Consider the following 22632-nt stretch of genomic DNA (forward strand, 5'->3'; position numbering starts at 1 on the left):
AGTCTCTCACTCGGGCTTTCTGCTGTCCAGCCACTTGCTAGCGAGGCCGAAGCTCGATCACCTGATCCTTGGCGGGGCCATCGATGTAACTGGCCCATGCGATCATCAATTTTTTGCGTTTCTCCAAGGCCGACGAACGTCGGTATGCCCGCTCCGTCGCGTCTCCGACAGCATGAGCCAATGCCGCCTCGGCCAGTTCCCGAGGAAACGATGTTTCGTCGCCTGTCCAATCCCGAAATGATGATCGAAAACCGTGCGGCGTGAATGGCTTAATTTTCATGCGACGCAACAACATTTCCAGCGTTGACGCACTTAACGGACGATCTTTGCGCTCGCCGGGAAACACAAAATCATTGCGGCGAGTTTCGGACAACCCATTGAGGATGGCAACTGCACGTGGCGACAGGGGCACTTCATGTTTCCTTCCCGCCTTCATGCGGGAGGCAGGAACGGTCCAAATAGCGTGCTTGAGATCAACTTCGTCCCATTTCGCGTTGAGCACCTCGCCAGAGCGGCCTGCAGTCAGCACAAGGAACTCCAGTGCTCTTGCCGCCATCGCCTCAGCGCCGCGCAGCCGCGAGACGAAGGCGGGGACGTCTCGATAGGGCATCGCAGCATGATGCCCGCGTATCAGCTTACCTGGCTTGGGCAGGATCGCGTCAAGGCCACCACGCCACACTGCCGGGTTCTTGCCCTCGGACCGCCAGCCTTGTGCCTCAGCGAAAGCTAACAGCCTTTCGATCCGGCCGCGCAGACGGGAGGCGGTTTCAGGTTTTGCCAACCAGATCGGTTTCAACACCTTCAAGATGTCGGCGACAGCGATCTCAGAAACCTGCATCGGCCTGAGATGCTTGCAATAGCTGTCAGACAACGTCATCGACCATTGCCTTCTATGTTTCTCATTGCGCCATAAGGCCATTCGCTGATCATCCAGGAACCGGTCGACACACTCGGCGAAAGTTGGCACAGCCTCCCTGCGGCTCTCTGTGAGCGGATTGCCACCCCGGGACAGGACATCGCGCGCACTATTGGCAAGCCTTCGGGCTTGTGCCAGCGAAACATTGGGATAGCCGCCCAGGCCCATGGCGCTGCGGCGTCCATTCAGCTTGAACAGAAACAACCACGCACGCGAGCCGGTCGACGCGACCTCGAGCCAGAGCCCTCCGCCGTCGCCTAACCGCCCGGAACCCGCCGTTTTGACCTCCACATCAGTAAGCTTGTGAAGTTGTCTCGCCATCCTCCTGCACCTTTTCCTGCACCTTTATCGCCGATTGATAGCATATTCTGGCGAAAGCCGGAAGACACTAGAGGAAACTAACTCCAATGAAACAAAGGATTTTTAATAAGATCGCGAAAGTTGGAAGATGCTGGTGAAGGATGGGTACAGCGGACGCTCTCTCCGCCAGTTTCACTGAGACCTAGGAACGCCACTCTCCCATTACTTTCCGAACATCCCGTTTGCAGCCTCGGCGACTATGGTCCGCGTCGCGGTGTCTTGCCATAGAACTCGATGCGGATGATTTGACCATTCGACAATTCGAACACGCCGTTTTGGCCGCCTTGCGCCGAAAATTCCGATCGGACATCCCGCCAACGGCCCATATATGCTCCGCACTCGCTACAAAAGACCGGGCCGTCATCGTTGTCTATTCGAGGGATGCTCAGATAAATTGTCCGGCATTCCTCGCACTGGAGTTTCCCGTCAATTTTTTGGGCCATGATGCGCCTCTAAAACGGTGGTCGCCCGGGCTTAGCCACTTCTTAGAAGTGGATGCCTGACGCCGGCGACCAGTAAAAAACCGGAACAGTCAATGGTAACCGTCAAGGCTCTGCCCGCAGCCGGACAACCGGTATTGCCGCGCCTGCTCATTCGCGGGAACGAGCGTCAGAATCTTGTTCAGGCTGTACGAATGCTGGGCCTGGGCCCGTTCCGTCTGTGCGGCGACTGCCGCGATGATGGCTATGTCGCGATGCCCCAATTCAAACAGGCGTAAAACCTGCCTGGCCAAGCGGTCAGAGTAGCGGTGACCGTTCGGCGATCGACCCAGGTTGTTCGATGCGCTTTCATGGGCAGCCTGCAGCACAAGCCAGTCGGCGGCGAGCAGGAGATGGGGGCTGGTTATGGAATGATCGATAGGGAACATGTCTGTCTCCTCGCGGTTAAAAGGCGGGAGCAGATACTCTCAAGCGTCAGCGGCCATTCTATGCCTGACGACCACTGACTAACGCGCTCAAATCACCGTTAAGTCAATCATGCTTCGATCACATTGCTGTCTTCGGGTTTCAAGTGACCGCGCGCATAGGCATACCAACTCAGAGTTTCGGCTGGTCCTTGCGTGTCTGCTCATTCTCGAAGCGCAGCACGACCGCCTTATAGTGGGAGATGAGTTGCTTGTAGTGCGCCGCCGTTTCGACCGAAATGTCTTCGCCTCCGTACTTTCCGGTACTGAACACCTGATCGGTTCCGGCAATAAGGCGCTCTCTTGTTGCCTGGTACTCGGCAATGACAAGCTTGAGGTTTTCGATGAAAGCGTGGCGGGCTGTCCGCACGGTATTCCTCGCCAAAATTCTAGTCCTTTCGCCATGATCTCCGGGTTGGATAAACCGCGCAGCAGTGTCCGCGCATCGGCTACTTAAATTCCTGCTGTTGGCCAACTGTCACGAATGTACGTCTGCAAGTGCCCGCAGACTGTCGCGGTCGCCGCTGCTCCAGATATTGATGGCTTCAAGATTATCTTCAGTGGCCATCCGTTCGTGTTTCTCTGCTGCGTCACGGATACGATACTGGAACGAGCCACCCAGGGGCGGAAGCCTCGCCAGAATCTCGAAGGTGGCAGTGCTCTTCATCGCTGCGCCGCCGCCGCTGCGCAGGCGGACTTGCTGGCCGATTGCAAACCGATGTGGTGGTGTTACCGGCAACTTGTAGCGTCGGTGGATATTCATTTGTTTGTTTCCTGTTCTTTTTTCAGTGCCATTTCGAGTTCGTCATAGTCGATTGCAACAAGCTGCGTTCGATGCGCTTTCGAGCCCCTTGCCGGAACGTGGATAAAGGTCGCCACGCGGTGATAAGCGAGCCGGGACAGGCCCTCGATCATTTCCTCGTCTACATCGACATCGTATTCGCCGGGGGGCTGAACCCCGTCCAATCCGCGCAAGGCGAAGGGTTCCAAGAAATGAGCAATCAAACGTTTGGTACCCGGGTTCATGCCAATTCCTCCATCACAAGCAGCACCCGGCGATTTGGAGACCCATGGCGGGTCGAGGATTTGCGCGAAGAGCCAGATTGTGGCCAAAAGACGAGAGCAGCAGACTGAGCGTCAATTGCGCTTTAATTGCGGTTTGTGGCCAAAATATTCAATAATAAACCAAATATTGTAGGCGTGAATTTCAATTTTACTTGCAAGGCGGAACGGAACAAAAGTCTGATTGCTCAGTTTGAAATATGACATGCGCCGAATTCAAAAGCATAATTGTGAAAAATTCTGAAATGGCGCGCTTTTTTCAAGATTGCAAAAACAATGATGACTTATTTCAGCCAATGTCTTCTCGACAAATATTCTGAGCTACGCATTCGGCGCAATGTTCTTGATCGTGCTCGTTTGGGCCTTTTTCATCGTCCGGCGGCGAATGCGAGGACGACCTTCCAACGACGAATAGGCTACTGCGTGCACAGGCAAGGGGCGGCCTTTTGAGCCGCCCGCCGCACACAATCCAGACCGACCTAGTTGCCTGGCTTGTTCTTGATTGCGGCATCGATCTGCCGCTTGACAGCATCGAGGTTGAATGACGCCGGGTCCTGCATTGGCGGGTAGTCGACCGCCGTCAGCGCGAGTTTTCCGACCTCCTGCTGGACACTGACGAACCTCCAGAACTCGCGGGCGAAGAAGTCGTTCATATAACCGCCGCCGAGGTCGTTGAGGCTTTGCTCGCCAATCGACGGTGTCCGCTCGAACGGGTCCTGGCGGATATTGACCATGGTCGGCATGTCGGTCGTAACCTTTGCACCGGGCCAACCTTGTGGCTGCTGGAAGAACTGGAACTTGAAATCATCGATGCGTACTGCACCGAGCTGGGGTCCGCCGAAATAGAAGAATTCGTGGCGTGCGGACGGGCCTTTGCCCAGCAAGAGGTCCATCTGATTGTAGCCGTCGAGATGGTTCTTAAAGGTAGTTTCACCCAGTTTCACACCCTTGAGCAACTGGTCGGTGATATCGGAGTTTCCCGCTGCCGCCACCAGCGTCGGGAACCAATCAAGCGCGGAATAGATGCCGTTTTCGACCGTCCCGGGCTTGACCTTCCCCGGCCAACGGATAATGGCCGGCGCCCGGAAGCCGCCTTCCATCACGGTGCCTTTCGTGCCTTTGAAAGGCGTCATGCCCCCATCAGGCCAGGTAAATACTTCAGCACCATTGTCAGTCGTAAAGAGGACGATGGTATTGTCTGCCTCGCCCGAATCCTGGATGCATTTCAGGATGGCGCCGACGCTGTCATCCAGCTGCGCCATCCCGGCTTCTTCGAGCCCATAGTTGGACGTGCTGTTCATGAGCGCCTGGTATTTTGGCGAAAGAAACGTCCAGACATGCATGCGCGTCGTGTTGTGCCAAACAAAGAACGGTTTGTTTTCCGTCTTGGCCTTGTCCATGAAGTCGCAGGAAGCCTTGACCAGCACTTCGTCAAACGTTCCCATGTCGTACTTCGCCTTAGGCGTTATGTCGTGCATGTTCGGTACATTGGACATGTCCGGGTAAGGCGCCAGTGGACCCTCGTCGACGATGCGCTGCTTGCCGACCTTGCCCCAACGCGGCTGTTCGGTCGCGTCATCGGTGTCCGTCGCAAAGCTGTGTACGAGATTACGGGGCCCGACCTTATCGCGGTATGACTGATCGTCGGGAAAGGAATACCAGTAGGGATCAGACATGGCATCAAGGTGATAAAGATAGCCGAAGAACTCATCGAAGCCATGCAGCGTCGGCAGGAACTTGTTCAGATCGCCGAGATGGTTCTTCCCGAATTGACCCGTTGCATAACCTTCCGTCTTGAGGGCGGCAGCAATGGTCGCGGCCTTGTCGGGCATCCCGACATCTGCCCCGGCCTGGCCAACCGTCGTCAGCCCGGTACGCAACGGTATTTCACCGGTAATGAAACTTGCCCGGCCGGCCGTGCAACTCGCTTCGGCGTAGTAGTCGGTGAACATCATGCCCTCGGACGCCAACTTGTCGAGGTTGGGCGTTTTTCCGGACATGATGCCCCGGTGATAGGCGCCGATATTGAACCAGCCGACATCGTCGCCCATGATGACGACAATATTGGGCTTGCTGTTTTGAGCGTGCGCCGTATTTGCGACCGGCGATAGAAACGTACCAGTCAATGCCACTGCCGCGGCAAAGTATTTGAGCCTACTTGAACCCATGACCGTAACCTCCGTTGGCGGCGGGCCCACGCTGCCGGGCAGAGGCTTTGGCTATGATGGGTCACGCGCACGGAAAGGTTACTGCAATAAGGAAGGCCAGACAGGTAACTTACGGTAGGCTACACCCGAAGCGCGCCCCCGCGTACCTTGTCACGGGTACTTTTTGATGCAGGCAGCAGCCTTCCCATGGCCGTTGACTGCCGGCAAGCAACGTCCCGCCAGCGTTGCCTGCGGTGCCCCATAGATCGATGATTGCGGCGTGATATAGGGCGGTTCGATCTTGTTTCCCATGCAGCCGACGAGCGCGAGCGCTGCAAGCGTCAAGGCAAAGGCTTTCATTCGTGTGTCCCCCGATCAAAACTTGATCAGGCTCAGAATATCACGCCGGTAAAGTGCCGTCAGGGCATCCCTTTGGGCAGGGTGGAATGACGCGCCTCGCGTCTCAGGACCCGTTTACAAGTTGCAGGATGAGACGGTGAACATTGCCGCCCTCGCTCATTTCGTCCTTGTCGAAATCCCGGCTCTTCTGCCGCTGCGCCAGAGACAATGCGGAGAGACGACTGGTCATCTCGGACCTGATCTTCTGGCATTTGGGATCACCGGGCACGGACAGTCCGACCGTAGAAGCCTCGATTGCCTTGACCATCTCCTTGATCGTATCGCCATGGACCCTTTCATGGGTCTCGATGCCGCTTATAAAGGTTTCCCAACCGGCTCGAACCGATGGCGGCAGAGGTTCGGCAGGCTTCGGAAGCGTATAGTTGATGATCAGCTTCGGCTGCGCCGACACCAGTGTGCAGGCGGTGCCTTGATTTTGATAGTTTCGCCGCCATGTCAATTTGAAGTTGGTATGGGCGATGGTGCGGACCTTGCCACCCCCAAGTTGCGGACCGCGCTCTCCAATAGAGGCGTAGAGTTCGGCGCCCGACTTGCCCCTGATTGCATAGGTTTCGACCTGTTCGACCGCCTGCCAGTCAGCGTTGGCCGTTGCTGGAAGCACAATAAGGCAGGCGACAACGAGCGCGCGCTGGACGTTCCTGTTCACGTGAGCCCCCGCCCAATTCAACATTGATGGAAATGCCCCTTCCGGTGAGCGGAAGGGGCAACTGAAGGTTCAGTTCGCCGAAGCGAGCGTCATCGACGTTCCGGTTGCGGCCAAGTTCAACCCAATCTGCCCGGTCACGCTGATTGCCTGCAGGTGAATTGAACCTGCCGTGCCGCCAAAGAGCACATTGGTCCCGATACCCGCACCGATCGTGGCCTCCGCTGTCGCGCCGCTGTAGACGCCGGCCAGCGAACCGCGGTGATAGCCGGCCGTTGGTGCGAACACCGCCCACAGCAGGCGGCTTTGTGTCGTGAACCCGACATCGACGCCGAGCTTCCTGATCGCACCGGAGTAGCGCTCCGAACGATCACCCGTCAGGCTGGAACGGAAAATGCAGTCGATCTCTTTCGCCGACCCTAAAAGATAGCCGACACCGCCGCCGATCGTGCAGTCGAGATAGCCGATCCTGACGCCGCCGCGCGCATCCGGGCTCTGGTAGCGCGCCATATCAGCGGCATTGGCGGAGCTCGCTCCAACGCCTGCCAGCAAAGCTCCAGTAAGCACCATTGCAAAGGTCTTTTTCATGATTTTCTCCTTAAGATTCGGCCTGCGGACCTTGGGTATTTGATCGTCGGCTACGGTTGGGGCAACGGTTTCCACGCAGAACGGTTCCAATTGGGACAATTGGAACGGATGATGTCAACAGCATGTCTGGATGCGCAAATTTCAGAAGCTTGATGGTACCTCCTCCTTTGGGTCAATTTGAAGGCATCGCGTTGATAAGCTGCGGTAATTTGATTCGAGAAGCGCAACATCACGCATCAAAAGCCGAGCATGTTCTTGACGCCGTGCCAGGCCTGGTCCTTCGCCTCGATAAAAGGCGGAGGCGGCAGCACCTGCGGCGGCGCGCTGCGCTTCTGCCCGTCCTTGACCAGATCCAGCATGTGAATTTCACCGTCTGTGAAATATCGGCTTCCTTCGCCATTGCGCCCATTCAGCGTCGGGCCGACCCCGGAAACCTCGTAGATGGCGTTGACCATCCCCGCCTCACTGAGACTGCCCGCGAAAAAGTCCCGCTCCCGGTCGACATCGGGTGAAATGTCATGCGTCACCTGGCCGGTATATTCGCTGACGCCAACATGCGCATCATACGTCGCAGAACCCAGCCACACCGGGCGTCCTTCCTCGCCTGATTGCAGCACTTTCCACAGGCGGACATGGTGGCGATGGCGAGCGCTGTCACCTACGGGTTTTTCGTAGGCAAGGTCCTCATGGCGCCCATCGTAGAACAGCGGGCTTACGGGCGCGCTCTTGTATGCCCGGTCGAAGACGACGCTGCCGATGATATCGATGCTCGAGCGCAGGGTGACCGGATCGGCAGGATACCATCCGGCAGCGTGCATGACGCGCACGACATCCTCGCGGCTGCCGATCAATCCAACATTCAAGGGATCGCCAGGCATGCCGCCCGCCGTCATCGTCACCATGGGGCGCCGTGCAAGACCGGGCTGGCGCTCGTAGTGGGTCCAGGCGGCTGGCAGAATCACATAGGCCAGCAGGAGGTAAACCGCGACCACGACTGCAACCCCGATGAGCAAGCGCTTCATGTTTCCCCCGCGCGATTCCCCTAATACGCAACTCGATCTTCGCACGGCTTGGCAAAATACGAAATGCAATCTCTGGATGCAGGTCGGGCTAGGCCTGTTCCGGGAGGAGTGGTAGGAATAGCGTGCACTCGCTTGACCCGGATCGTTCATGGCCCCACGACCCATTTCAATCCATCGCTATCTTATTCCTATTGCCTGCCTTGCCCTTGCGGTCGGCATTCAAGTGGCGAAGGTGCCGGTCGGCGCCGGGCGTCACGGCATCGGCATTGTCGTTTCCGCGCTTGCAATCGCCTTGCTCCTCGCCACCGTGTTTGTCGTCCTGCAGCATGCGGAAGGCCTGGCGCTACGCCTCGGCCAACCTTACGGCACATTGCTCCTCACCTTTGCCGTTACCACTGTGGAAGTTTCGATCATCCTCGCCATGATGCTGCATGGGGAAAATAACCCGACACTGGCGCGGGAATCGGTGTTCTCGACGGTCATGATCGTTTGTGCCGGCGTCGTGGGTCTTTGCCTTACGCTTGGCAGTATGCAGCACCGCCAGCAGGAGATGAAACGGCAAGGCACGAGCGCGATTCTTTCCGTGCTTACGGCGCTTGCCGTCCTGACGCTGATCCTGCCGAATTTCACCCTGCATGACGCGCCAGGCACATTTTCGCGTTTGCAGCTCACCTTCGTGAGCATTTGCTCTGCCTTGCTCTACGGAAGCTTCGTCTTCGCGCAGACGGTTCGGCACCGCGATGATTTCGTCGATGACATCGGTGACGCCGAAGGCACACATGCCGGGCACGCACATCCCGGCGAAGGTTCGTGGATCAACGCCGTCCTTTTGATGATCGGGCTTTTCGGAATTGTCCTCCTCGCCGAACGGGTGGCAATCGGCGTCGAGAACGGTCTCGATGCGATCGGAGTCCAACAAGCGGACGCCATAGTCGGCGCGCTCATTGCAACGCTTGTCCTCTTGCCCGAGGCCCTGTCGGCAATCCGCGCCGCCATGAACAACGAATTGCAGCGCAGTCTCAACATTGCGCTCGGATCGGCGCTCGCGACGATCGGCCTGACAATCCCGTCCATCGGCATTGCCAGCGTCATTACCGGCCGCGAACTGACGCTGGGCTTGCCCGGGGGCGACGCGGTGTTGCTTGCCCTTATTCTCGGCATCAGCATCCACAGTTTCGGGACGGGACGAACCAACGTGTTGACGGGTCTCGTTCATCTCGTTGTATTCGTCGCCTTCATCCTTCTCGTCACCACCAAATAGGCAGACTGAAATGCAGGACAGGTTCCTCTTCGACGGCAGTGACGATGCGCCTGTCACCATTCTGCTTGCACATGGGGCCGGCGCGCCGATGGACTCAGCCTCGATGACCGCAACGGCCAATGCTCTCGCCGAAGCGGGCTTTCGGGTGGCGCGGTTCGAGTTTGCCTATATGGCGGCCCGACGCACCTCGGCAGGACGCAAGCCGCCACCGCGTGCCGAGACGCTCAAACCCGAGTATGTCGATGCCATCGCCGCGCTCGGCAAACCGCAGCGCCTGATTATCGGCGGTAAATCGATGGGCGGCAGGGTTGCCAGCATGATCGCCGATGAACTCCATGCTGCTGGCGCGATCAGCGGATTGCTCTGCCTCGGCTATCCATTCCACCCGCCGGCCAAACCGCACCAATTGCGTACGAAGCATCTTGCAGGATTGATGACGCCGACTTTGATCTGCCAGGGAACGCGCGACGAATTTGGTACAAGGGAGGAGGTTGCGGGTTATGACCTTTCCGACAAGATCGAAATCCTCTGGCTTGAAGATGGCGACCACGATCTCAAGCCGCGCAAGAACATATCCGGCTTTTCGGCCGCCGATCACCTGACGACCTTGGCCGCCACAGTGGCGGGCTGGGCGGAGAGCCTGAAACGTGAGGTAGTTTCAGGCGATTGACCAGCCGCCGTCGACGAGCAGGTTCAACCCTGTGATCAATGATGCGGCCGGTGATGCCAGGAAAACGACCGCGCCCACCACATCGCGGGTTTCGCCGATCCGTCCGAGTGGGATGTGGGCGAGCGTCTGGTCATGGAAATCCTTGTCGGCAAGCGCGGGCCTGGTCCCGTCTGTCCAGATGAAGGTGGGTGCGACCGTGTTGACGGTTATCCCATAGGGCGCCCATTCAGCGGCAAGGCACCGGCTCAGATGGTTGATCGCGGCCTTGCTCATGCAATAGATCGCCTCGCCGCGCAGCGTAACGGTTCCCGCCTGCGAACTGATGCTGATGATGCGGCCTGCCTTGCGGTCGATCATGTGCCGGGCAACAGTCTGGGTCATCAAGAACGTGCCCTTGATATTGACCTGCAGAATCTCGTCGACCGCCGCTTCCGAGACGCGTTCGGCAAGATCGCCCGGCGCAACGCCGACATTGTTGACGAGCACATCGATGCGCCCGAATTGGTTCAGAGCGGCCTCGACAGCGCTTTCTATGTCCGCGCGCTGCGAAATATCGAGTCGTACCGGCAGGACCTTGCGTCCCATGGCTTCGATTTCAGCGATCAGATCGAATGAACCCGAAATGTCGCGCAAGCCGAGGACTATGTCGGAGCCAGCGGCAGCACAGGCAAGTGCGCAGGCTCTGCCTATGCCGCGCGATGCGCCGGTGACCAGCGTTACCTTGCCGTCCAGACTGAAGTTGGGTGCATGTTCGCTCGGCTGTGCCACGATTTATCCTCCTCGTTCTCCCAAGGCAGACCATAGCATGGAGGTGTGAAATCGGCCTAGAGACGGTCAGGCGAAGGCGCCGAGCCGCAATCCCTCGATCCAGTTCTTGCCGATCCTGATGCCTTCCTCGGGCTGGAATGCTTCGGGATTCAAGCACCAAGCGAGCCAGAGGCCGTCCATCAGCGCCGTGAAGCCGATCGCGGCAAGACGCGGACTGGCTATCGCGCAGCCCTCCGCCTCGGCATAGTCCGTAATCAGTTTCTCCACGGTGACGACATAGGCGGTATATTCGCCCTTCTGCGAGGCGCTCATGCGCGGCGAGTGCAGGATCAGGCCCCAGAAAACGACCCACACGCCGAGCACGTCGCGATCGAACAGCGCCGGCGAGAATGAGTTCTCGACAAAGGCCTCCAGCCTTGCCTTGGGCTCGGGCAAAGCGCTGTCAACGGCCGTCATGACCGTATCGAGCATGCCATCGGACATGATGTCGAAGGCATGGGCCACCAACTCGTTTATCTCGCCGAAATGATGCGTGATCAGCCCTTGCGTGACGCCCGCCTCCATGGCGATCTGCCTCGCCGATACCCCGGCGTTTCCATGCCGGACGATGCAGCGCAGAGCCGCCTCGGCCAATTGCCGGCGGCGATCCTCCGGAGCTTCACGGCGGAACCCGGCCCGCGTTCTGACACCTGATTTGGACTTGGCCAAGATCATTTTCCCGTTGCTTAATCACATCGATGAACTAGGGGCGAAGAGGCGAAAATCTTAGCCAACCGACTCACTTAGTTCACGCTTATTATCAAAATAACATAACTAATTCCAATACTAATAGAGAAATTATACGATCATATAATTTCTCTTGCGGAACACGCAATTCCTGCATATCCTTTTTCCAACGATCCGCCCCGGATGCGGACAATGGGAACGAGGTTTGGCATGAAGCGGGATCCCCGATACGACGTCCTATTTGAGCCGGTGAAGATCGGGCCGGTCACCGCGCCCAACCGTTTCTACCAGGTGCCGCATGCCAGTGGCATGACCAATGCGCTGCCCCGCGTTCGTGCTGCATTTCGTGAAACCAAGGCCGAGGGCGGCTGGGGTGTCATATGCACCGGCGCCTGCTCCACCGATCCGAGTTCCGACGATTCTCCGCTTCCCTTCGCTACCATGTGGGACACGAATGATATCCGCGCCCATGCGATGATGACGGAGGCTGTCCACCGCCACGGCTCTCTCGCCGGTGTCGAACTCTGGCATGGCGGTGCCTCGGTGATGAACCGCACCAGCCGCATTCCGCCCCTATCGCCCTCCGGCATTCCGTGGATGGCGACGCATGTGGGTTTCATGGGCAATGCGCGGCCGAAGACGATGGATAAGTCGGACATTCGCGATGTCCTGCGTTGGCAGGCCGAAGGCGCGCGGAAGTCGCGCACCGCGGGCTTCGACATCGTCTATGTCTATGCCGGCATGGGCTATCTCGGTTATGAATTCCTGCTGCCCGAATATAATCATCGCACCGACGAATATGGCGGTTCGCTGGAAAACCGTGTGCGCTTCGTCCGCGAGCTTCTGGATGTGACGCGCGATGCCGTCGGCAAGGATTGCGGCGTTGCTTTGCGCATCAGCCTTGAAGAACTGCGGGGTCGTCCGGGTAGACACCAGCCCTCCGAGGCGCACGAGGTGATCGAACTCCTCGCCGACTACGCCGACCTCTTCGACGTCAAGATGGATTCGAGCCCGACTGACTGCTCCGCATCGCGTTTCACGGGCGAAGGCAGCCACGAACCGGTGATCGATTTCGTCAAGTCGCTGACCAAGAAGCCTGTCGTCGGGGTAGGACGCTTTACGTCGCCCGATACGATGGTCTCGCAGATTCGGCGCGGCGTCCTCGACCTCATCGGCGGGGCACGGCCATCGATCGCCGATCCCTTCCTGCCGGTGAAGATCAAGGAAGGCCGCCACGACGAGATCCGCGAATGCATCGGCTGCAATATCTGCATTTCGAGCTGGCATGACGGCGTACCGGTGCGCTGTACCCAGAACCCGACAGCGGGCGAGGAGTGGCGGCGCGGCTGGCATCCCGAACGGGTGGACGCAGCCAAGAAGCCGGGAAAGGTATTGATCGTCGGCGGGGGGCCTGCCGGCCTTGAATGTGCGCTCACCCTCGGCCGTCGCGGCCACGAGGTGACGCTCGCCGACAAGGGCACCAGCTTCGGTGGCCGGCTCACATTCGAAACACGGCTTCCGGGCCTCTCCACCTGGAACCGCGTCGCAGAATACCGGCTCGGCCGTCTCAACGAAATGACCAACGTGTCGATGTATCTCGAGAGCGATATTGGCGTCGACGAAATCATCGATCTCGCGCCTGATCACGTCGTTCTGGCAACCGGCGCGCGCTGGACCCGCATGCTCTACTCATCCATGGAAATACCCGTCGGTGAGCTCGATCATCCGCGCGTCTATACACCCGATGACATCGCGGCGGGGCGCCTGCCGGAAGGGCCGACGCTGGTCTTTGATTTCGACAATTACTACATGGGCGGTGTTCTCACCGAGTACCTTGCCCAGCAGGGCAATGAGGTCACCTATGTGACGCCCGCCGGGCAGGCATCGGCATGGACGATAATGACCAACGAATTGCCATTGGTGCATCGGGCGCTGGCGCGGCGCAACGTCCGGGTCACGACGCTGCACATGCTCACCGCCTTCGACGGTGCGATGGCAACGCTTACCCACCTCTTCACCGGCGAAACGTTCCGCATCAAATGCCGGTCGGTCCTTGTCGTCGGCCTGCGCATGCCGCGCAACGAACTCTTCGAGGCCCTGACCGCGCGCAGCGAAGACGTTTCGGCGGCAGGTATCAAAAGCATTCGCCGCATCGGCGACGGCCTTGCGCCCGGCGCTATCGCCCATGCGGTCCATAGCGGCCATACTTGCGCCCAGGAGCTTGGTGGCAGGCAATACGCGCCATATCGGCGCGATACGCCGATCGTCGATGCCGAGCCCGAATTCAAATCTCGCGCAGCGGCGGAATAGGCGGCCATGAGCGAGCGTCCCGCCCTTTCCCCCTGGTCGATCGCTTCGCCGCTTGCCGGCGGGGCGCTGCATGCCGCGGGGTCAGGGTTGTTCCACACGTTGCTGCCGTTGCGCCTGATCGAGAACGGTTACGGCGCCGACGCTGTCGGTCTCGTGGTCATGGCCGAGGGTGCCGGCTTCCTCATCGGCTGCATAGGCTCGGTGCGGCTCATTCGCTCGGTCGGCGAGGTCCGCGCCTATGCTGCGCTCTCCGCTTCATCCTCCGTACTTGTGCTTGCGCTTGGAGCCGGGCCGGAACTCGCCGTGATGATGGCAATACAGGCAGTCGTCGGCTTCGCCAATGCCGGCCAGTCAGTGGTGATCGAAAGCTGGCTCAATGCGATGGTGCCCAATGAGGGCCGCGGCCGTGCGCTTACCCTCTATGTGCTGGTGCTCGGTCTCTTCTACGGTCTCGGGCAGTTGCTTGCCCGGGATATCGCGCCTGCCGGCAATGCCATGTTGATGATTACCGCGGCCTTCTATGCCATGGCGCTGGTCCCGGTAACGGCGATATGGGTCGGGGAGCCGCAACTCCATGCGCCGTTGGGCATCGATCTCCTCGGCGCCTTTCGCACCTCGCCGCTCGGAGCCCTCGCCTGCCTGCTGACCGGTCTCGTATCATCGACCTTCTCGAGCATCGGCCCGCTATACGGCCTGGAGCTCGGCTTCAGCCAGGACAGGATCGTCATCCTGATGGCGGCCGTCGCCCTTGGCGCTCTCTTTTTGCAGTTCCCGCTCGGCTACCTTTCCGACCGGCTCGACCGGCGCGGCATGATGTTGTGGCTCGCGCTCATCCTCGCCGGCGTCTGCGGTATGTTCCTGCTCGTCGACAGCAACACGCCGCTTTGGGCCTTCCTCATCCTGTTCTCGGTTTTCGGCGGCATTTCGGAAATATTTTACCCTCTCGGCGTGGCGCACGCCAATGACCGCGCTTCGTCGTCGCAATTCGTTACGCTCTCGTCGAACCTTCTGCTGATCTGGGCCTTTGGCGGCACCATCGGGCCGGCCATCGCCGCGACCGGCGTCGAACATCTCGGCGCGCATTCCTTCTTCTGGTACGGGATTGGGCTCTCGCTCACTTTCGCATCCTTCGCCCTCTGGCGGCAGTTCCGCCAGCCAATCGTCGGCACGCGCGACGAGTTCGTCACCTATCCCCAGACATCGCCGGCGGTCTACGAGTGGGTGCCGCGCAAGGAGATCGGGGCCCCTGCCGAAACGGATACCCCAGAATCCAGCGAGACATCAAAGCAATGACGCGCGTTATCGAGACATTCCCGCACAAGGTGCGCTGCATCGACCCTGTCTTCATACCGATGCCGGACGGAACGCGGCTCGCAGCGACGATCTGGCTGCCCGAGGACGCCGAGACGAAGAAGGTTCCGGCAATCCTCGAACTCATTCCCTACCGTCGTCGCGACGGCACGGTGTTTCGCGACCTCAAGATGCATCCCTATCTTGCCGGCCACGGCTTTGCCTGCTGCAGGGTCGATATTCGCGGGTCCGGCGATTCGGAAGGGCTGCTTGCCGACGAATACACCGAACAGGAGTTTGACGACGCCTGTGCGATCATCGATTGGCTGGCACATCAATCCTGGTCAACCGGCGCGGTAGGCATGACCGGCATTTCGTGGGGCGGGTTCAACGCGCTGCAGGTGGCTGCACGCCGCCCCCCGGCGCTGAAAGCGATCATCGCGCTCTGTTGTTCCGACGACCGCTTTGCCGACGATGTGCACTATTTCGGCGGCTGTCTTTTGACCGAGGACGCCATGTGGTCCTCGTTTATCCTCGGACTGGGCGCATTGCCGCCGGACCCGCAGATCGTCGGTGATCGCTGGCGCGAGATGTGGCAGGGACGACTCGACGCAACCACATGCTGGTCGTCCGAGTGGATGCGGCATCAGCGCCGCGACGCCTATTGGAAGCGCGGCTCGGTCTGCGAGGATTTTTCCGCCATCGACATCCCGGTCTATGCAATCAGCGGCTGGGACGACACCTATTCGAATGCGGTGCCACGGCTGCTTGAAGGTCTCACCGCGCCGTGCAAGGGACTGGTGGGTCCGTGGACGCACGCCTATCCGTTCCTCGGCGAACCAGGCCCTGCCATCAACTATCTGCAGGAAGCAATACGCTGGTGGCGCCATTGGCTCGAAGGCATCGACACCGGCATCATGGACGAGCCGAAATACACGGCATGGATCAACGACCCGCACGCGCCGGCGCCATTTTACGAGGAACACCCCGGAGATTTCGTTGCCGAGCCGTCGTGGCCCTCGCCAAACATCAGGGAAAACCGCCTCTATCTCAATCGCGGCGCCCTCGAGGAGGTTGCCGAGGTCGGGACGAGCATGATCCTGCGCTCGCCGGTGACCGCCGGTCGGGATTGCGGACGCTATGGCGGCTACGGCGGCATCGTCCCGGATCTTGCCGTCGACCAGCGGCGCGAGGACGGGATTGGACTGCAGTTCGAGACCGCGCCGTTGATGCAGGATATCGATCTCCTCGGCGCGCCAAGCGTTTCACTCGTTCTGACTTCCGACGCGCCGCAAGGCTTTGTCGTGGCACGGCTTTGCGATGTCGCCCCCGACGGAGCATCGACCCTTGTCACCTGGGGCGTTCTGAACTTGGCGCACCGCAACGGACATGAGCATCCGCAAGCGGTTGTTCCGGGCGAGCCGCTAACGGTGAGGCTCGAACTCAATCATGTCGGCCGTCGCTTTGCCGCGGGCAGCCGCATTCGCCTCATGCTGTCCAACCAGCACTGGCCTATCCTGTGGCCATCGCCGACGATGCCGTCATTTACCATCGACACCGGCATCTCGACGCTCTGCTTGCCCTTGCGTCATGCGCCGGCAAACGATGTGCATCCGACCTTTGCGCCGGCCGAGATCGCGACGCCGGTGCAGATGATCGAACTCAGCAGCGAAGCGCATCGCCGCGACATTGCCATCGATGTTGGCGCACGCAGGGAAACGATCACGCTGACAAGCGACTTCGGTAGCCAGCAATTGACCGACCGCGCCATTGTCACATCGGCCTGTGTTGTCGACAGGATGGAAATCGTGGACGGCGACCCACTCTCGGCACGGCTCGATACCGGCTGGGTGCTTGGTTTCAAAAGCAGCGAAGCCGACACGGAAACACGCTCCTCGGTGACGCTTACGGCGGATGCCGAACGTTTCCGCCTGCAGTGGCGGCTCGAAGCCTATGAGCGCAACGAACTGATTTTTGAACGGGAGGGGGACGAATGGATCGACCGCGATCACCTGTAGCTTCCTATCCCGTAGGGCACGTTTCCAGATCCGCGCCGTGGCGGAGGGTCCGCCGGTGACGAGCTTCATCATGCGTCGCATTGGCCTTGCCGCCATCATCCTGCTGATCGTGGCAATACTTCTATTTTCGATGATGCACCTTATTCCCGGCGATCCAACCGTGGTCGCGCTCGGGCCTCGCTCGACACCGGAAATGCGCGAAGCTTTTCGCGAGATGATGGGTCTCGACCAGCCCATCCTGAAACAGCTCGCACTTTTCCTCGGCCGGCTCGCGGAAGGCAATCTCGGCGAGGACGTCTGGAGCAAGCGGCCGGTGCTGACCATGATCTTCGAGGTCCTGCCCTATACGGCGACACTTGCCGTGGCGAGCTTCCTGTGGGCAGTAACGCTCGGCATATTGCTCGGCTGCTTCGCCGTCGTCCATCACGGCAAGTGGCCGGACTGGCTGATCGGCATCCTCTCCGTCGGTTTCGTCGCCGTTCCCTCCTTCGTCGTCGCGCTCTATTCGCTGCTGATCTTCGCCGTCAGCCTCAACTGGCTCCCGGCAATCGGCGCCGGCACGCCCGGCGATATCGTCAGCCAGTTGAAGGCGCTCGTCCTGCCCTCCTTCGCCATAGGCCTCGGCTGGGTGGGCTACGTGGCGCGGCTGGTGCGCGCTGCGATGATCGAAGCCATGGGCGAAAACTATACCCGCACGCTGCGTTCGTTCGGCGTTTCCGAACGCCGGATCATTTTCCGCTACGCCTTGCGGCAGGCGCTGATTGCCGTGCTTTCGGTGATCGCGATCGGCTTTGGCGGCCTGCTGACAGGCTCCGTATTTGCCGAAATCGTCTTTTCGAGGCCTGGGCTCGGCAAGATGACCTATGACGCGGTGATGTCGCGCAATTATCCGCTGGTCATGGGCACCGTACTCGTGACCTCCGGCCTTTACGTCACCTGCATGATCATTGCCGACGTCGTTACTGCCTGGATCGACCCTCGCGTCAGGAGCGCGCTCTGACATGGCGGTCATAGGCATAGATACGAACCCGCTCCAATCGCAAACCAGAGAGCCCGGCTGGCTGCGCCGATCGGGCCGCGTTGTCTCGGACATTTTCCACACGCCGCTTGGCGGCATCGGAATCACCCTCGTCGTCCTGATCCTTGTTGTCGCGGTCTTCGCCCAATGGATCGCGCCCTACAATCCGACTGCAATCAGCGTCAAGGAACGCCTCGCCGGTCCGTCCTTCGCCCACCTTCTCGGCACCGATCAATTGGGACGCGACCTCTTCTCACGGGTCATCGTCGGCACGCAAACGGCTATGATGGTTGCGATATCGGCGCTTTCCATCGCCCTTGTCGCCGCGTTGCCGCTCGGGCTCATCGCCGGCTATGGACCACGCTGGCTCGACGCCGCGTTGATCCTCGTCTTCGACAGTCTGAGTTCGCTGCCGATGATCATGCTCGGGCTTGCCATCGTCGTTCTTCTCGGGCCCGGCATCCCGACCGTCATCCTCGTAATCGTGCTCTATTCCGTTCCGAGCTATGCGCGCCTCGTGCGCACGCAGACGCTGAGCCTCAAGTCGCGCGATTTCATCAAGGCGGAGCAGGCCATGAATGCCTCGACGCCGCGCATTCTGTTCAATCATCTCCTGCCGAATGTCATCGGTCCGCTGCTCATTCTCGCTTGCCTCGATATTTCCACTGTCATCACGCTGGAGGCAGGGCTCTCGTTCCTCGGTCTTGGCGTCAAGCCGCAGGTGCCAAGCTGGGGCAACATCCTGAGCGATGGGTTCTCGGTCATACGCTCGACCGCGCTCCCGGTCATTGCCGGCGGCGCACCGCTTATCCTCGCGACGATCGGCTTCACCTTCTTTGGCGAGGCGCTGCGCGATGCGCTTGATCCGAAGCTTGCCCGGGAGCGCAAGCCATGACCCCTGGCCCTGCAACCGCAACGCCCGTCAACCCGGCGCCCGTGCTCGAGCTTGCCGATGTCTCAATCAGCTACAGCGGCATCGTACCTGCCGTCGTCGGCGTCGATCTCATGGTCATGCCCGGTGAAATCGTCGGCATCATCGGCGAAAGCGGCTCTGGCAAGTCGACGCTGGCGCATTCGGTCCTTGGCCTCCTGCCAGACTCCGCCCAGATCTCCGGTAAGACACTTTCATTGAACGGCATCGACATGCTCGGCGCGTCGGAACAAGCCATGCGCCAGTTGCGCGGCCCGGCGGCGGCGATGATATTCCAGAATCCGATGACGACCTTCAGCCCCATGCATAAACTCGGTCGCCAGCTCATGGATCTGCTCTGGCGCGAGCGCGGCCTTTCAAATCAGGAAAAACGCCAGAAGATTTTGAAGGCCTTGCAGGATGTCGGCCTTCCTGACCCGGCCGCGCGGCTTGAAGCCTATCCGTTCCAGCTCTCCGGCGGCATGCTCCAGCGTGTTGCGATTGCCGCGGCGTTGCTCATGCGCCCTTCGCTGCTTGTTGCCGATGAGCCGACCACCGCCCTCGACGTGACCATGGAAGCCCAAATCCTGCATCTCATGCACGAGATTCGCCGCAACGCCGGCGTTTCCATCCTGATGATTTCGCATCATCTCGGCGTCATTGCCGAAATCTGCGACCGCGTCGCGGTAATGTATGCCGGACGCATCGTCGAAGAGGGTCCGGTCGATGTCATTTTCGCCGATCCGCGCCATCCGTACACGAAGGCGCTGTTTGCCTGCGAGCCGGCGCTCATTGAAACTGGGGCGACGCGGCTTCCGGTAATCGGTGGCGAAGTGCCCCGCCCCGTTCGGATCGGGTGTGGTTTTGCGGGGCGCTGCCCGCAGGTGCTCGAATGCTGTTGCAACGCGACGCCTCCATGGGTCGCTGTCGGCGCCGGCAACGTCTCCCACTTCTCACGCTGCCATCGGAGTGCGCCATGATGCGGGAGACGGCACTGATCGAGGCCAACAATCTTTCGGTCGCGGTGCCGCGATCATCGCGCTGGTTCCCCTCGAGAAAGCCGGACCTCGACATTCTGGTCGACGTTTCGGTTGCGGTAAAACCCGGTGAGATCGTTTGCATGGTTGGCGAGAGCGGCTCGGGCAAGACGACTTTCGGCCGGGCGTTGCTCGGTCTCGTGCGTCCCTCGGCGGGACAGATTGTCTTCGACGGCACACCTCTGCCGGATTTCTCGCCGCCAAGTTTCAAGCGCATCCGGCGCGAGGCTTCACTCTTGTTCCAAGACCCCGTGACCTCGTTCGATCCGCGCCAGCGCATCGCGTCGATCCTCGCGGAACCACGCCGCATCGCCCGCAGCGGAAGCGTGGCGCGATCGGAGATTGAGGAGCTGGCGCGCAAGGCCGGGCTTGTGAGCCCGCTTCTATCGAAATTTCCGCATGCACTGAGCGGCGGCCAGGCAAGGCGCGCGGCGGTGGCACGGGCCCTTTCGGTCGTGCCGCGACTGATCGTTGCCGATGAGCCCACGGCCGGGCTCGACGTTTCGGTTCAGGGCGGCGTCCTCAACCTCTTCCTCGACATTCGCGAAGAATTTCGCACGTCATTTCTTATCATCACGCACAACCTTTCCATCGCCCGCCACGTCTCGGACCGCATCGTCATTCTCTATCTCGGTCGCGTGCTTGAAAGCGGGCCGGCCCGCGAGATCTTTCGCGCCCCGCGCCATCCCTATACCCGCGCACTGCTCGACTCGGAGCCGATACCCAACCCGGCGAAGCGGCGCGAAGCGCCCCCGGTGATCGGCGAGGTGCCTGGTCTCGCGGCACGTCCAAGCGGCTGCGAATTTCACACCCGCTGTGCCTTCGCGCAGGATCGCTGCCGCCATGAACGGCCGCTCCAGACGACAATATCGGCAGAGCACGAAGTGGCTTGCCACTATCCGCTGACGCCGCGGCTGACCGTCGTCGGTCCGCCGCCACAACGCCTGCCGAAGACCGCAAACAGATAAAATCAAGCATAACAAAAGAGGGATCAGAACAATGCATGCAGTTTCGCTCAATCGCAGACACTTCCTTCTCGGCGCCGCGGCGGGCATGTCCGCCCTCGCCATGCGGCCGGGTCTTTCCTATGCCGTGGAGGGTGACACGCTCGTCGTACGCGGCGCCTCGGACATCGAAGTTCTTGACCCGGCGTTCCAGAACGGGCTGCTTGAGGAGGAGATCGGCCGTTGCCTCTTCGTCTCGCTCAACCGCCTTGATGATGTGCGCTCGGGCGCGGCGAACTGGACGCTTTATGGCGCAAGCGAACTCAACCAGAAGTCCCCGACCGAGATCGAGTTCAAGCTCAACGACTGGCTGGAATGGACCGGCGATTTCGGTCCGGTGACGGCGGAAGACGTCAAGTTCTCGTTCGAGCGTGTCGCCAACCCTGAAAACAAATCCGCCTGGGCCTACGCCTTCGATGCGCTGGACAAGGTGGAGGTGACAGGCGAGCGGTCCGGCATCATCCACCTGAAAGCGCCGTCAGCGCCGTTCTTCGTTACGACATTGCCCTATTACATGGGCCATATCGTCTGCAAGAAGGCTGTCGAGGCGGCAGGCGGCAAGTTCACCACCGAAGCTCCTGCCACCGCCGGTCCTTACATCATCGAGAAATGGGTACCGAAACAGAATATCACGCTCGCGCCCAACCCGAAGTGGAAAGGGCCTGCTCCGACATTCCCGAAGGTGCGCTTCGAGATCGTGACGGACGACGACTCTGCCGCCCTCGCCTATGAATCGAAGTCGCTGCAATACACGAAGATCAGCCTCAATACGCTCGCCAACTATCGCGAAAAGCTTCCGGCCGATACGGAACTCATCGAGATGAACGGCAACCGCTTCGTCTGGCTCGCGATCAATCTCGGCAACCCGAAGTTTGCCGACGAAAAGGTTCGGCGCGCCCTGCAATATGCCCTCGACGTCAACCAGATCATGGATGGTTCCTATTCCGGGCTGGCGGCCCCGGCGACGGGTGTCGTGCCGCCTTCGATGATAGGCCATCGGGAGGCGATACTCTTCCCGGCCGACGCCGCCAAGGCGCAGGTGCTGCTCGAAGAAGCCGGCGTTTCTGACCTGAAGATCGAGCTCGCGGCGCAAAACGACAAGACCAGCCAGCTGACGTGCCAGATTATCCAGGCGGTGTTCGGTGCCGTGGGCGTTACCGTCGACATCAAGACCTATGATGATGGCGTCTACTGGACACTCGGCGACAAGAGTTCGGGCGATACCTACAAGACGCTCGAGGTGGTGCTGATGAGTTTTGCCGGCGGCGTCGATCCATCCGAGAACCTTACCTGGTTCCGCCCGTCGCAGATCGGCGTGTACAACTGGTCGCAGTTCGACAGCCCGGAGTTCGAACAGCTTTACCTCGACGGCATGAAGGAAACCGACAAGGACAAGCGCTCCGTCATCTACAAGAAGATGCAGGACATCATGGAGCAATCCGGTGGCTTCATCTTCCTCACGCACGAGACGTTTGCTGCGGTCGTGCGCAAGGGGTTGAAGCCCTGCATCATGGCTGACGGCTATCTCGATGTAACGCGGTTCGGCAAGAGCTGATCC

The 22632-nt window shown here is 60.1% G+C and carries 22 protein-coding genes; 10 read left to right on the forward strand and 12 right to left on the reverse strand.

All coding sequences use genetic code 11. The features are described from left to right. Positions 1–37 precede the first annotated feature (37 nt). From BR48_RS0107430 to BR48_RS0107485, 10 genes are all read right to left on the reverse strand, one after another. Positions 38–1237, reverse strand: a complete 1200-nt coding sequence (locus BR48_RS0107430; RefSeq protein WP_027230709.1) for a site-specific integrase — start codon at positions 1235–1237, stop codon at positions 38–40. Between the two features lie 571 nt (positions 1238–1808). Then, positions 1809–2144, reverse strand: coding sequence for a hypothetical protein (locus BR48_RS0107440; RefSeq protein ID WP_027230710.1), 336 nt, complete (start codon positions 2142–2144; stop codon positions 1809–1811). 169 nt (positions 2145–2313) lie between these two features. Continuing rightward, positions 2314–2550 carry a hypothetical protein gene (locus BR48_RS0107445; protein ID WP_155810826.1) on the reverse strand — a complete coding sequence of 79 codons (237 nt, stop codon included), beginning with the start codon at positions 2548–2550 and terminating at the stop codon, positions 2314–2316. A gap of 108 nt (positions 2551–2658) precedes the next feature. Beyond that, positions 2659–2943 carry a hypothetical protein gene (locus tag BR48_RS0107450; RefSeq protein WP_051614669.1) on the reverse strand — a complete coding sequence of 95 codons (285 nt, stop codon included), beginning with the start codon at positions 2941–2943 and terminating at the stop codon, positions 2659–2661. Beyond that, positions 2940–3206: a hypothetical protein gene (locus tag BR48_RS0107455; protein WP_027230713.1), complete on the reverse strand. Its 267-nt coding sequence runs from the start codon at positions 3204–3206 to the stop codon at positions 2940–2942. The genes BR48_RS0107450 and BR48_RS0107455 overlap by 4 nt, the downstream gene beginning before the upstream one ends. 515 nt (positions 3207–3721) lie before the next feature. Continuing rightward, the gene (locus tag BR48_RS0107465; protein ID WP_027230714.1) at positions 3722–5410 is read right to left on the reverse strand and encodes an arylsulfatase; all 1689 of its coding nucleotides are present in this window, start codon (positions 5408–5410) and stop codon (positions 3722–3724) included. Positions 5411–5560: 150 nt separating this feature from the next. Further along, positions 5561–5749: a hypothetical protein gene (locus BR48_RS0107470; RefSeq protein WP_027230715.1), complete on the reverse strand. Its 189-nt coding sequence runs from the start codon at positions 5747–5749 to the stop codon at positions 5561–5563. A gap of 103 nt (positions 5750–5852) precedes the next feature. Then, positions 5853–6455, reverse strand: coding sequence for a DUF922 domain-containing Zn-dependent protease (locus BR48_RS0107475; RefSeq protein WP_027230716.1), 603 nt, complete (start codon positions 6453–6455; stop codon positions 5853–5855). Between the two features lie 69 nt (positions 6456–6524). Further along, the gene (locus tag BR48_RS0107480) at positions 6525–7040 is read right to left on the reverse strand and encodes a DUF992 domain-containing protein (protein WP_027230717.1); all 516 of its coding nucleotides are present in this window, start codon (positions 7038–7040) and stop codon (positions 6525–6527) included. A gap of 236 nt (positions 7041–7276) precedes the next feature. After that, entirely contained in the window at positions 7277–8062 is a 786-nt protein-coding gene (locus tag BR48_RS0107485) for an LssY C-terminal domain-containing protein (RefSeq protein ID WP_027230718.1), read from the reverse strand. Positions 8063–8210: 148 nt separating this feature from the next. On the opposite strand from BR48_RS0107485, the gene BR48_RS0107490 reads away from it, so the two are divergent. Then, on the forward strand, positions 8211–9323 hold the full coding sequence (locus tag BR48_RS0107490; RefSeq protein ID WP_027230719.1) for an ionic transporter: 1113 nt from the start codon (positions 8211–8213) through the stop codon (positions 9321–9323). 10 nt (positions 9324–9333) lie between these two features. Further along, on the forward strand, positions 9334–9993 hold the full coding sequence (locus tag BR48_RS0107495; protein WP_027230720.1) for an alpha/beta family hydrolase: 660 nt from the start codon (positions 9334–9336) through the stop codon (positions 9991–9993). On the opposite strand, the gene BR48_RS0107500 is transcribed toward BR48_RS0107495, so the two are convergent. Continuing rightward, a complete protein-coding gene (locus tag BR48_RS0107500; RefSeq protein WP_027230721.1) occupies positions 9982–10764 on the reverse strand; it encodes a glucose 1-dehydrogenase in 783 nt (260 codons plus the stop codon). The two genes, BR48_RS0107495 and BR48_RS0107500, sit on opposite strands and share 12 nt — an antisense overlap. Positions 10765–10827: 63 nt before the next feature. Continuing rightward, positions 10828–11469 (reverse strand): TetR family transcriptional regulator C-terminal domain-containing protein, encoded by a 642-nt coding sequence (locus BR48_RS0107505; protein ID WP_051614672.1) that lies wholly within the window; start codon positions 11467–11469, stop codon positions 10828–10830. A gap of 210 nt (positions 11470–11679) precedes the next feature. On the opposite strand from BR48_RS0107505, the gene BR48_RS0107510 reads away from it, so the two are divergent. The 8 genes from BR48_RS0107510 to BR48_RS0107545 are packed head-to-tail and all read left to right on the forward strand — an operon-like array spanning position 11680 to position 22629. Continuing rightward, a complete protein-coding gene (locus BR48_RS0107510) occupies positions 11680–13797 on the forward strand; it encodes an FAD-dependent oxidoreductase (protein ID WP_245273360.1) in 2118 nt (705 codons plus the stop codon). 6 nt (positions 13798–13803) lie between these two features. After that, complete coding sequence (locus tag BR48_RS0107515) at positions 13804–15090, forward strand: MFS transporter (RefSeq protein ID WP_027230724.1); 1287 nt, start codon at positions 13804–13806, stop codon at positions 15088–15090. Then, positions 15087–17105, forward strand: coding sequence for a CocE/NonD family hydrolase (locus BR48_RS0107520; RefSeq protein WP_027230725.1), 2019 nt, complete (start codon positions 15087–15089; stop codon positions 17103–17105). Before BR48_RS0107515 ends, BR48_RS0107520 begins: the two co-directional genes overlap by 4 nt. A gap of 55 nt (positions 17106–17160) precedes the next feature. Beyond that, entirely contained in the window at positions 17161–18105 is a 945-nt protein-coding gene (locus BR48_RS0107525) for an ABC transporter permease (protein WP_027230726.1), read from the forward strand. A 1-nt stretch (position 18106) separates the two neighbouring features. Continuing rightward, entirely contained in the window at positions 18107–19018 is a 912-nt protein-coding gene (locus BR48_RS0107530) for an ABC transporter permease (protein ID WP_081815790.1), read from the forward strand. Next, complete coding sequence (locus BR48_RS0107535) at positions 19015–20013, forward strand: ABC transporter ATP-binding protein (protein ID WP_036813515.1); 999 nt, start codon at positions 19015–19017, stop codon at positions 20011–20013. Before BR48_RS0107530 ends, BR48_RS0107535 begins: the two co-directional genes overlap by 4 nt. Next, positions 20010–21038 carry an ABC transporter ATP-binding protein gene (locus BR48_RS24105; protein ID WP_051614675.1) on the forward strand — a complete coding sequence of 343 codons (1029 nt, stop codon included), beginning with the start codon at positions 20010–20012 and terminating at the stop codon, positions 21036–21038. Before BR48_RS0107535 ends, BR48_RS24105 begins: the two co-directional genes overlap by 4 nt. 31 nt (positions 21039–21069) lie before the next feature. Next, positions 21070–22629, forward strand: coding sequence for an ABC transporter substrate-binding protein (locus BR48_RS0107545; protein ID WP_027230729.1), 1560 nt, complete (start codon positions 21070–21072; stop codon positions 22627–22629). The last annotated feature ends 3 nt before the right edge of the window (positions 22630–22632 follow it).

It is taken from the genome of Phyllobacterium sp. UNC302MFCol5.2 (assembly GCF_000686005.1).
In the GTDB taxonomy this organism is placed as follows: domain Bacteria; phylum Pseudomonadota; class Alphaproteobacteria; order Rhizobiales; family Rhizobiaceae; genus Phyllobacterium; species Phyllobacterium pellucidum.

Excerpts from the sequence above, each read along its gene's own strand:
- BR48_RS0107430 (WP_027230709.1), bottom strand. The coding sequence starts at position 1,237 with ATGGCGAGACAACTTCACAAGCTTACTGATGTGGAGGTCAAAACGGCG.
- BR48_RS0107440 (WP_027230710.1), bottom strand. The coding sequence starts at position 2,144 with ATGTTCCCTATCGATCATTCCATAACCAGCCCCCATCTCCTGCTCGCC.
- BR48_RS0107450 (WP_051614669.1), bottom strand. The coding sequence starts at position 2,943 with ATGAATATCCACCGACGCTACAAGTTGCCGGTAACACCACCACATCGG.
- BR48_RS0107455 (WP_027230713.1), bottom strand. The coding sequence starts at position 3,206 with ATGAACCCGGGTACCAAACGTTTGATTGCTCATTTCTTGGAACCCTTC.
- BR48_RS0107465 (WP_027230714.1), bottom strand. The coding sequence starts at position 5,410 with ATGGGTTCAAGTAGGCTCAAATACTTTGCCGCGGCAGTGGCATTGACT.
- BR48_RS0107470 (WP_027230715.1), bottom strand. The coding sequence starts at position 5,749 with ATGAAAGCCTTTGCCTTGACGCTTGCAGCGCTCGCGCTCGTCGGCTGC.
- BR48_RS0107480 (WP_027230717.1), bottom strand. The coding sequence starts at position 7,040 with ATGAAAAAGACCTTTGCAATGGTGCTTACTGGAGCTTTGCTGGCAGGC.
- BR48_RS0107485 (WP_027230718.1), bottom strand. The coding sequence starts at position 8,062 with ATGAAGCGCTTGCTCATCGGGGTTGCAGTCGTGGTCGCGGTTTACCTC.
- BR48_RS0107490 (WP_027230719.1), top strand. The coding sequence starts at position 8,211 with ATGGCCCCACGACCCATTTCAATCCATCGCTATCTTATTCCTATTGCC.
- BR48_RS0107495 (WP_027230720.1), top strand. The coding sequence starts at position 9,334 with ATGCAGGACAGGTTCCTCTTCGACGGCAGTGACGATGCGCCTGTCACC.
- BR48_RS0107510 (WP_245273360.1), top strand. The coding sequence starts at position 11,680 with ATGGGAACGAGGTTTGGCATGAAGCGGGATCCCCGATACGACGTCCTA.
- BR48_RS0107515 (WP_027230724.1), top strand. The coding sequence starts at position 13,804 with ATGAGCGAGCGTCCCGCCCTTTCCCCCTGGTCGATCGCTTCGCCGCTT.
- BR48_RS0107520 (WP_027230725.1), top strand. The coding sequence starts at position 15,087 with ATGACGCGCGTTATCGAGACATTCCCGCACAAGGTGCGCTGCATCGAC.
- BR48_RS0107530 (WP_081815790.1), top strand. The coding sequence starts at position 18,107 with ATGGCGGTCATAGGCATAGATACGAACCCGCTCCAATCGCAAACCAGA.
- BR48_RS0107535 (WP_036813515.1), top strand. The coding sequence starts at position 19,015 with ATGACCCCTGGCCCTGCAACCGCAACGCCCGTCAACCCGGCGCCCGTG.
- BR48_RS24105 (WP_051614675.1), top strand. The coding sequence starts at position 20,010 with ATGATGCGGGAGACGGCACTGATCGAGGCCAACAATCTTTCGGTCGCG.
- BR48_RS0107545 (WP_027230729.1), top strand. The coding sequence starts at position 21,070 with ATGCATGCAGTTTCGCTCAATCGCAGACACTTCCTTCTCGGCGCCGCG.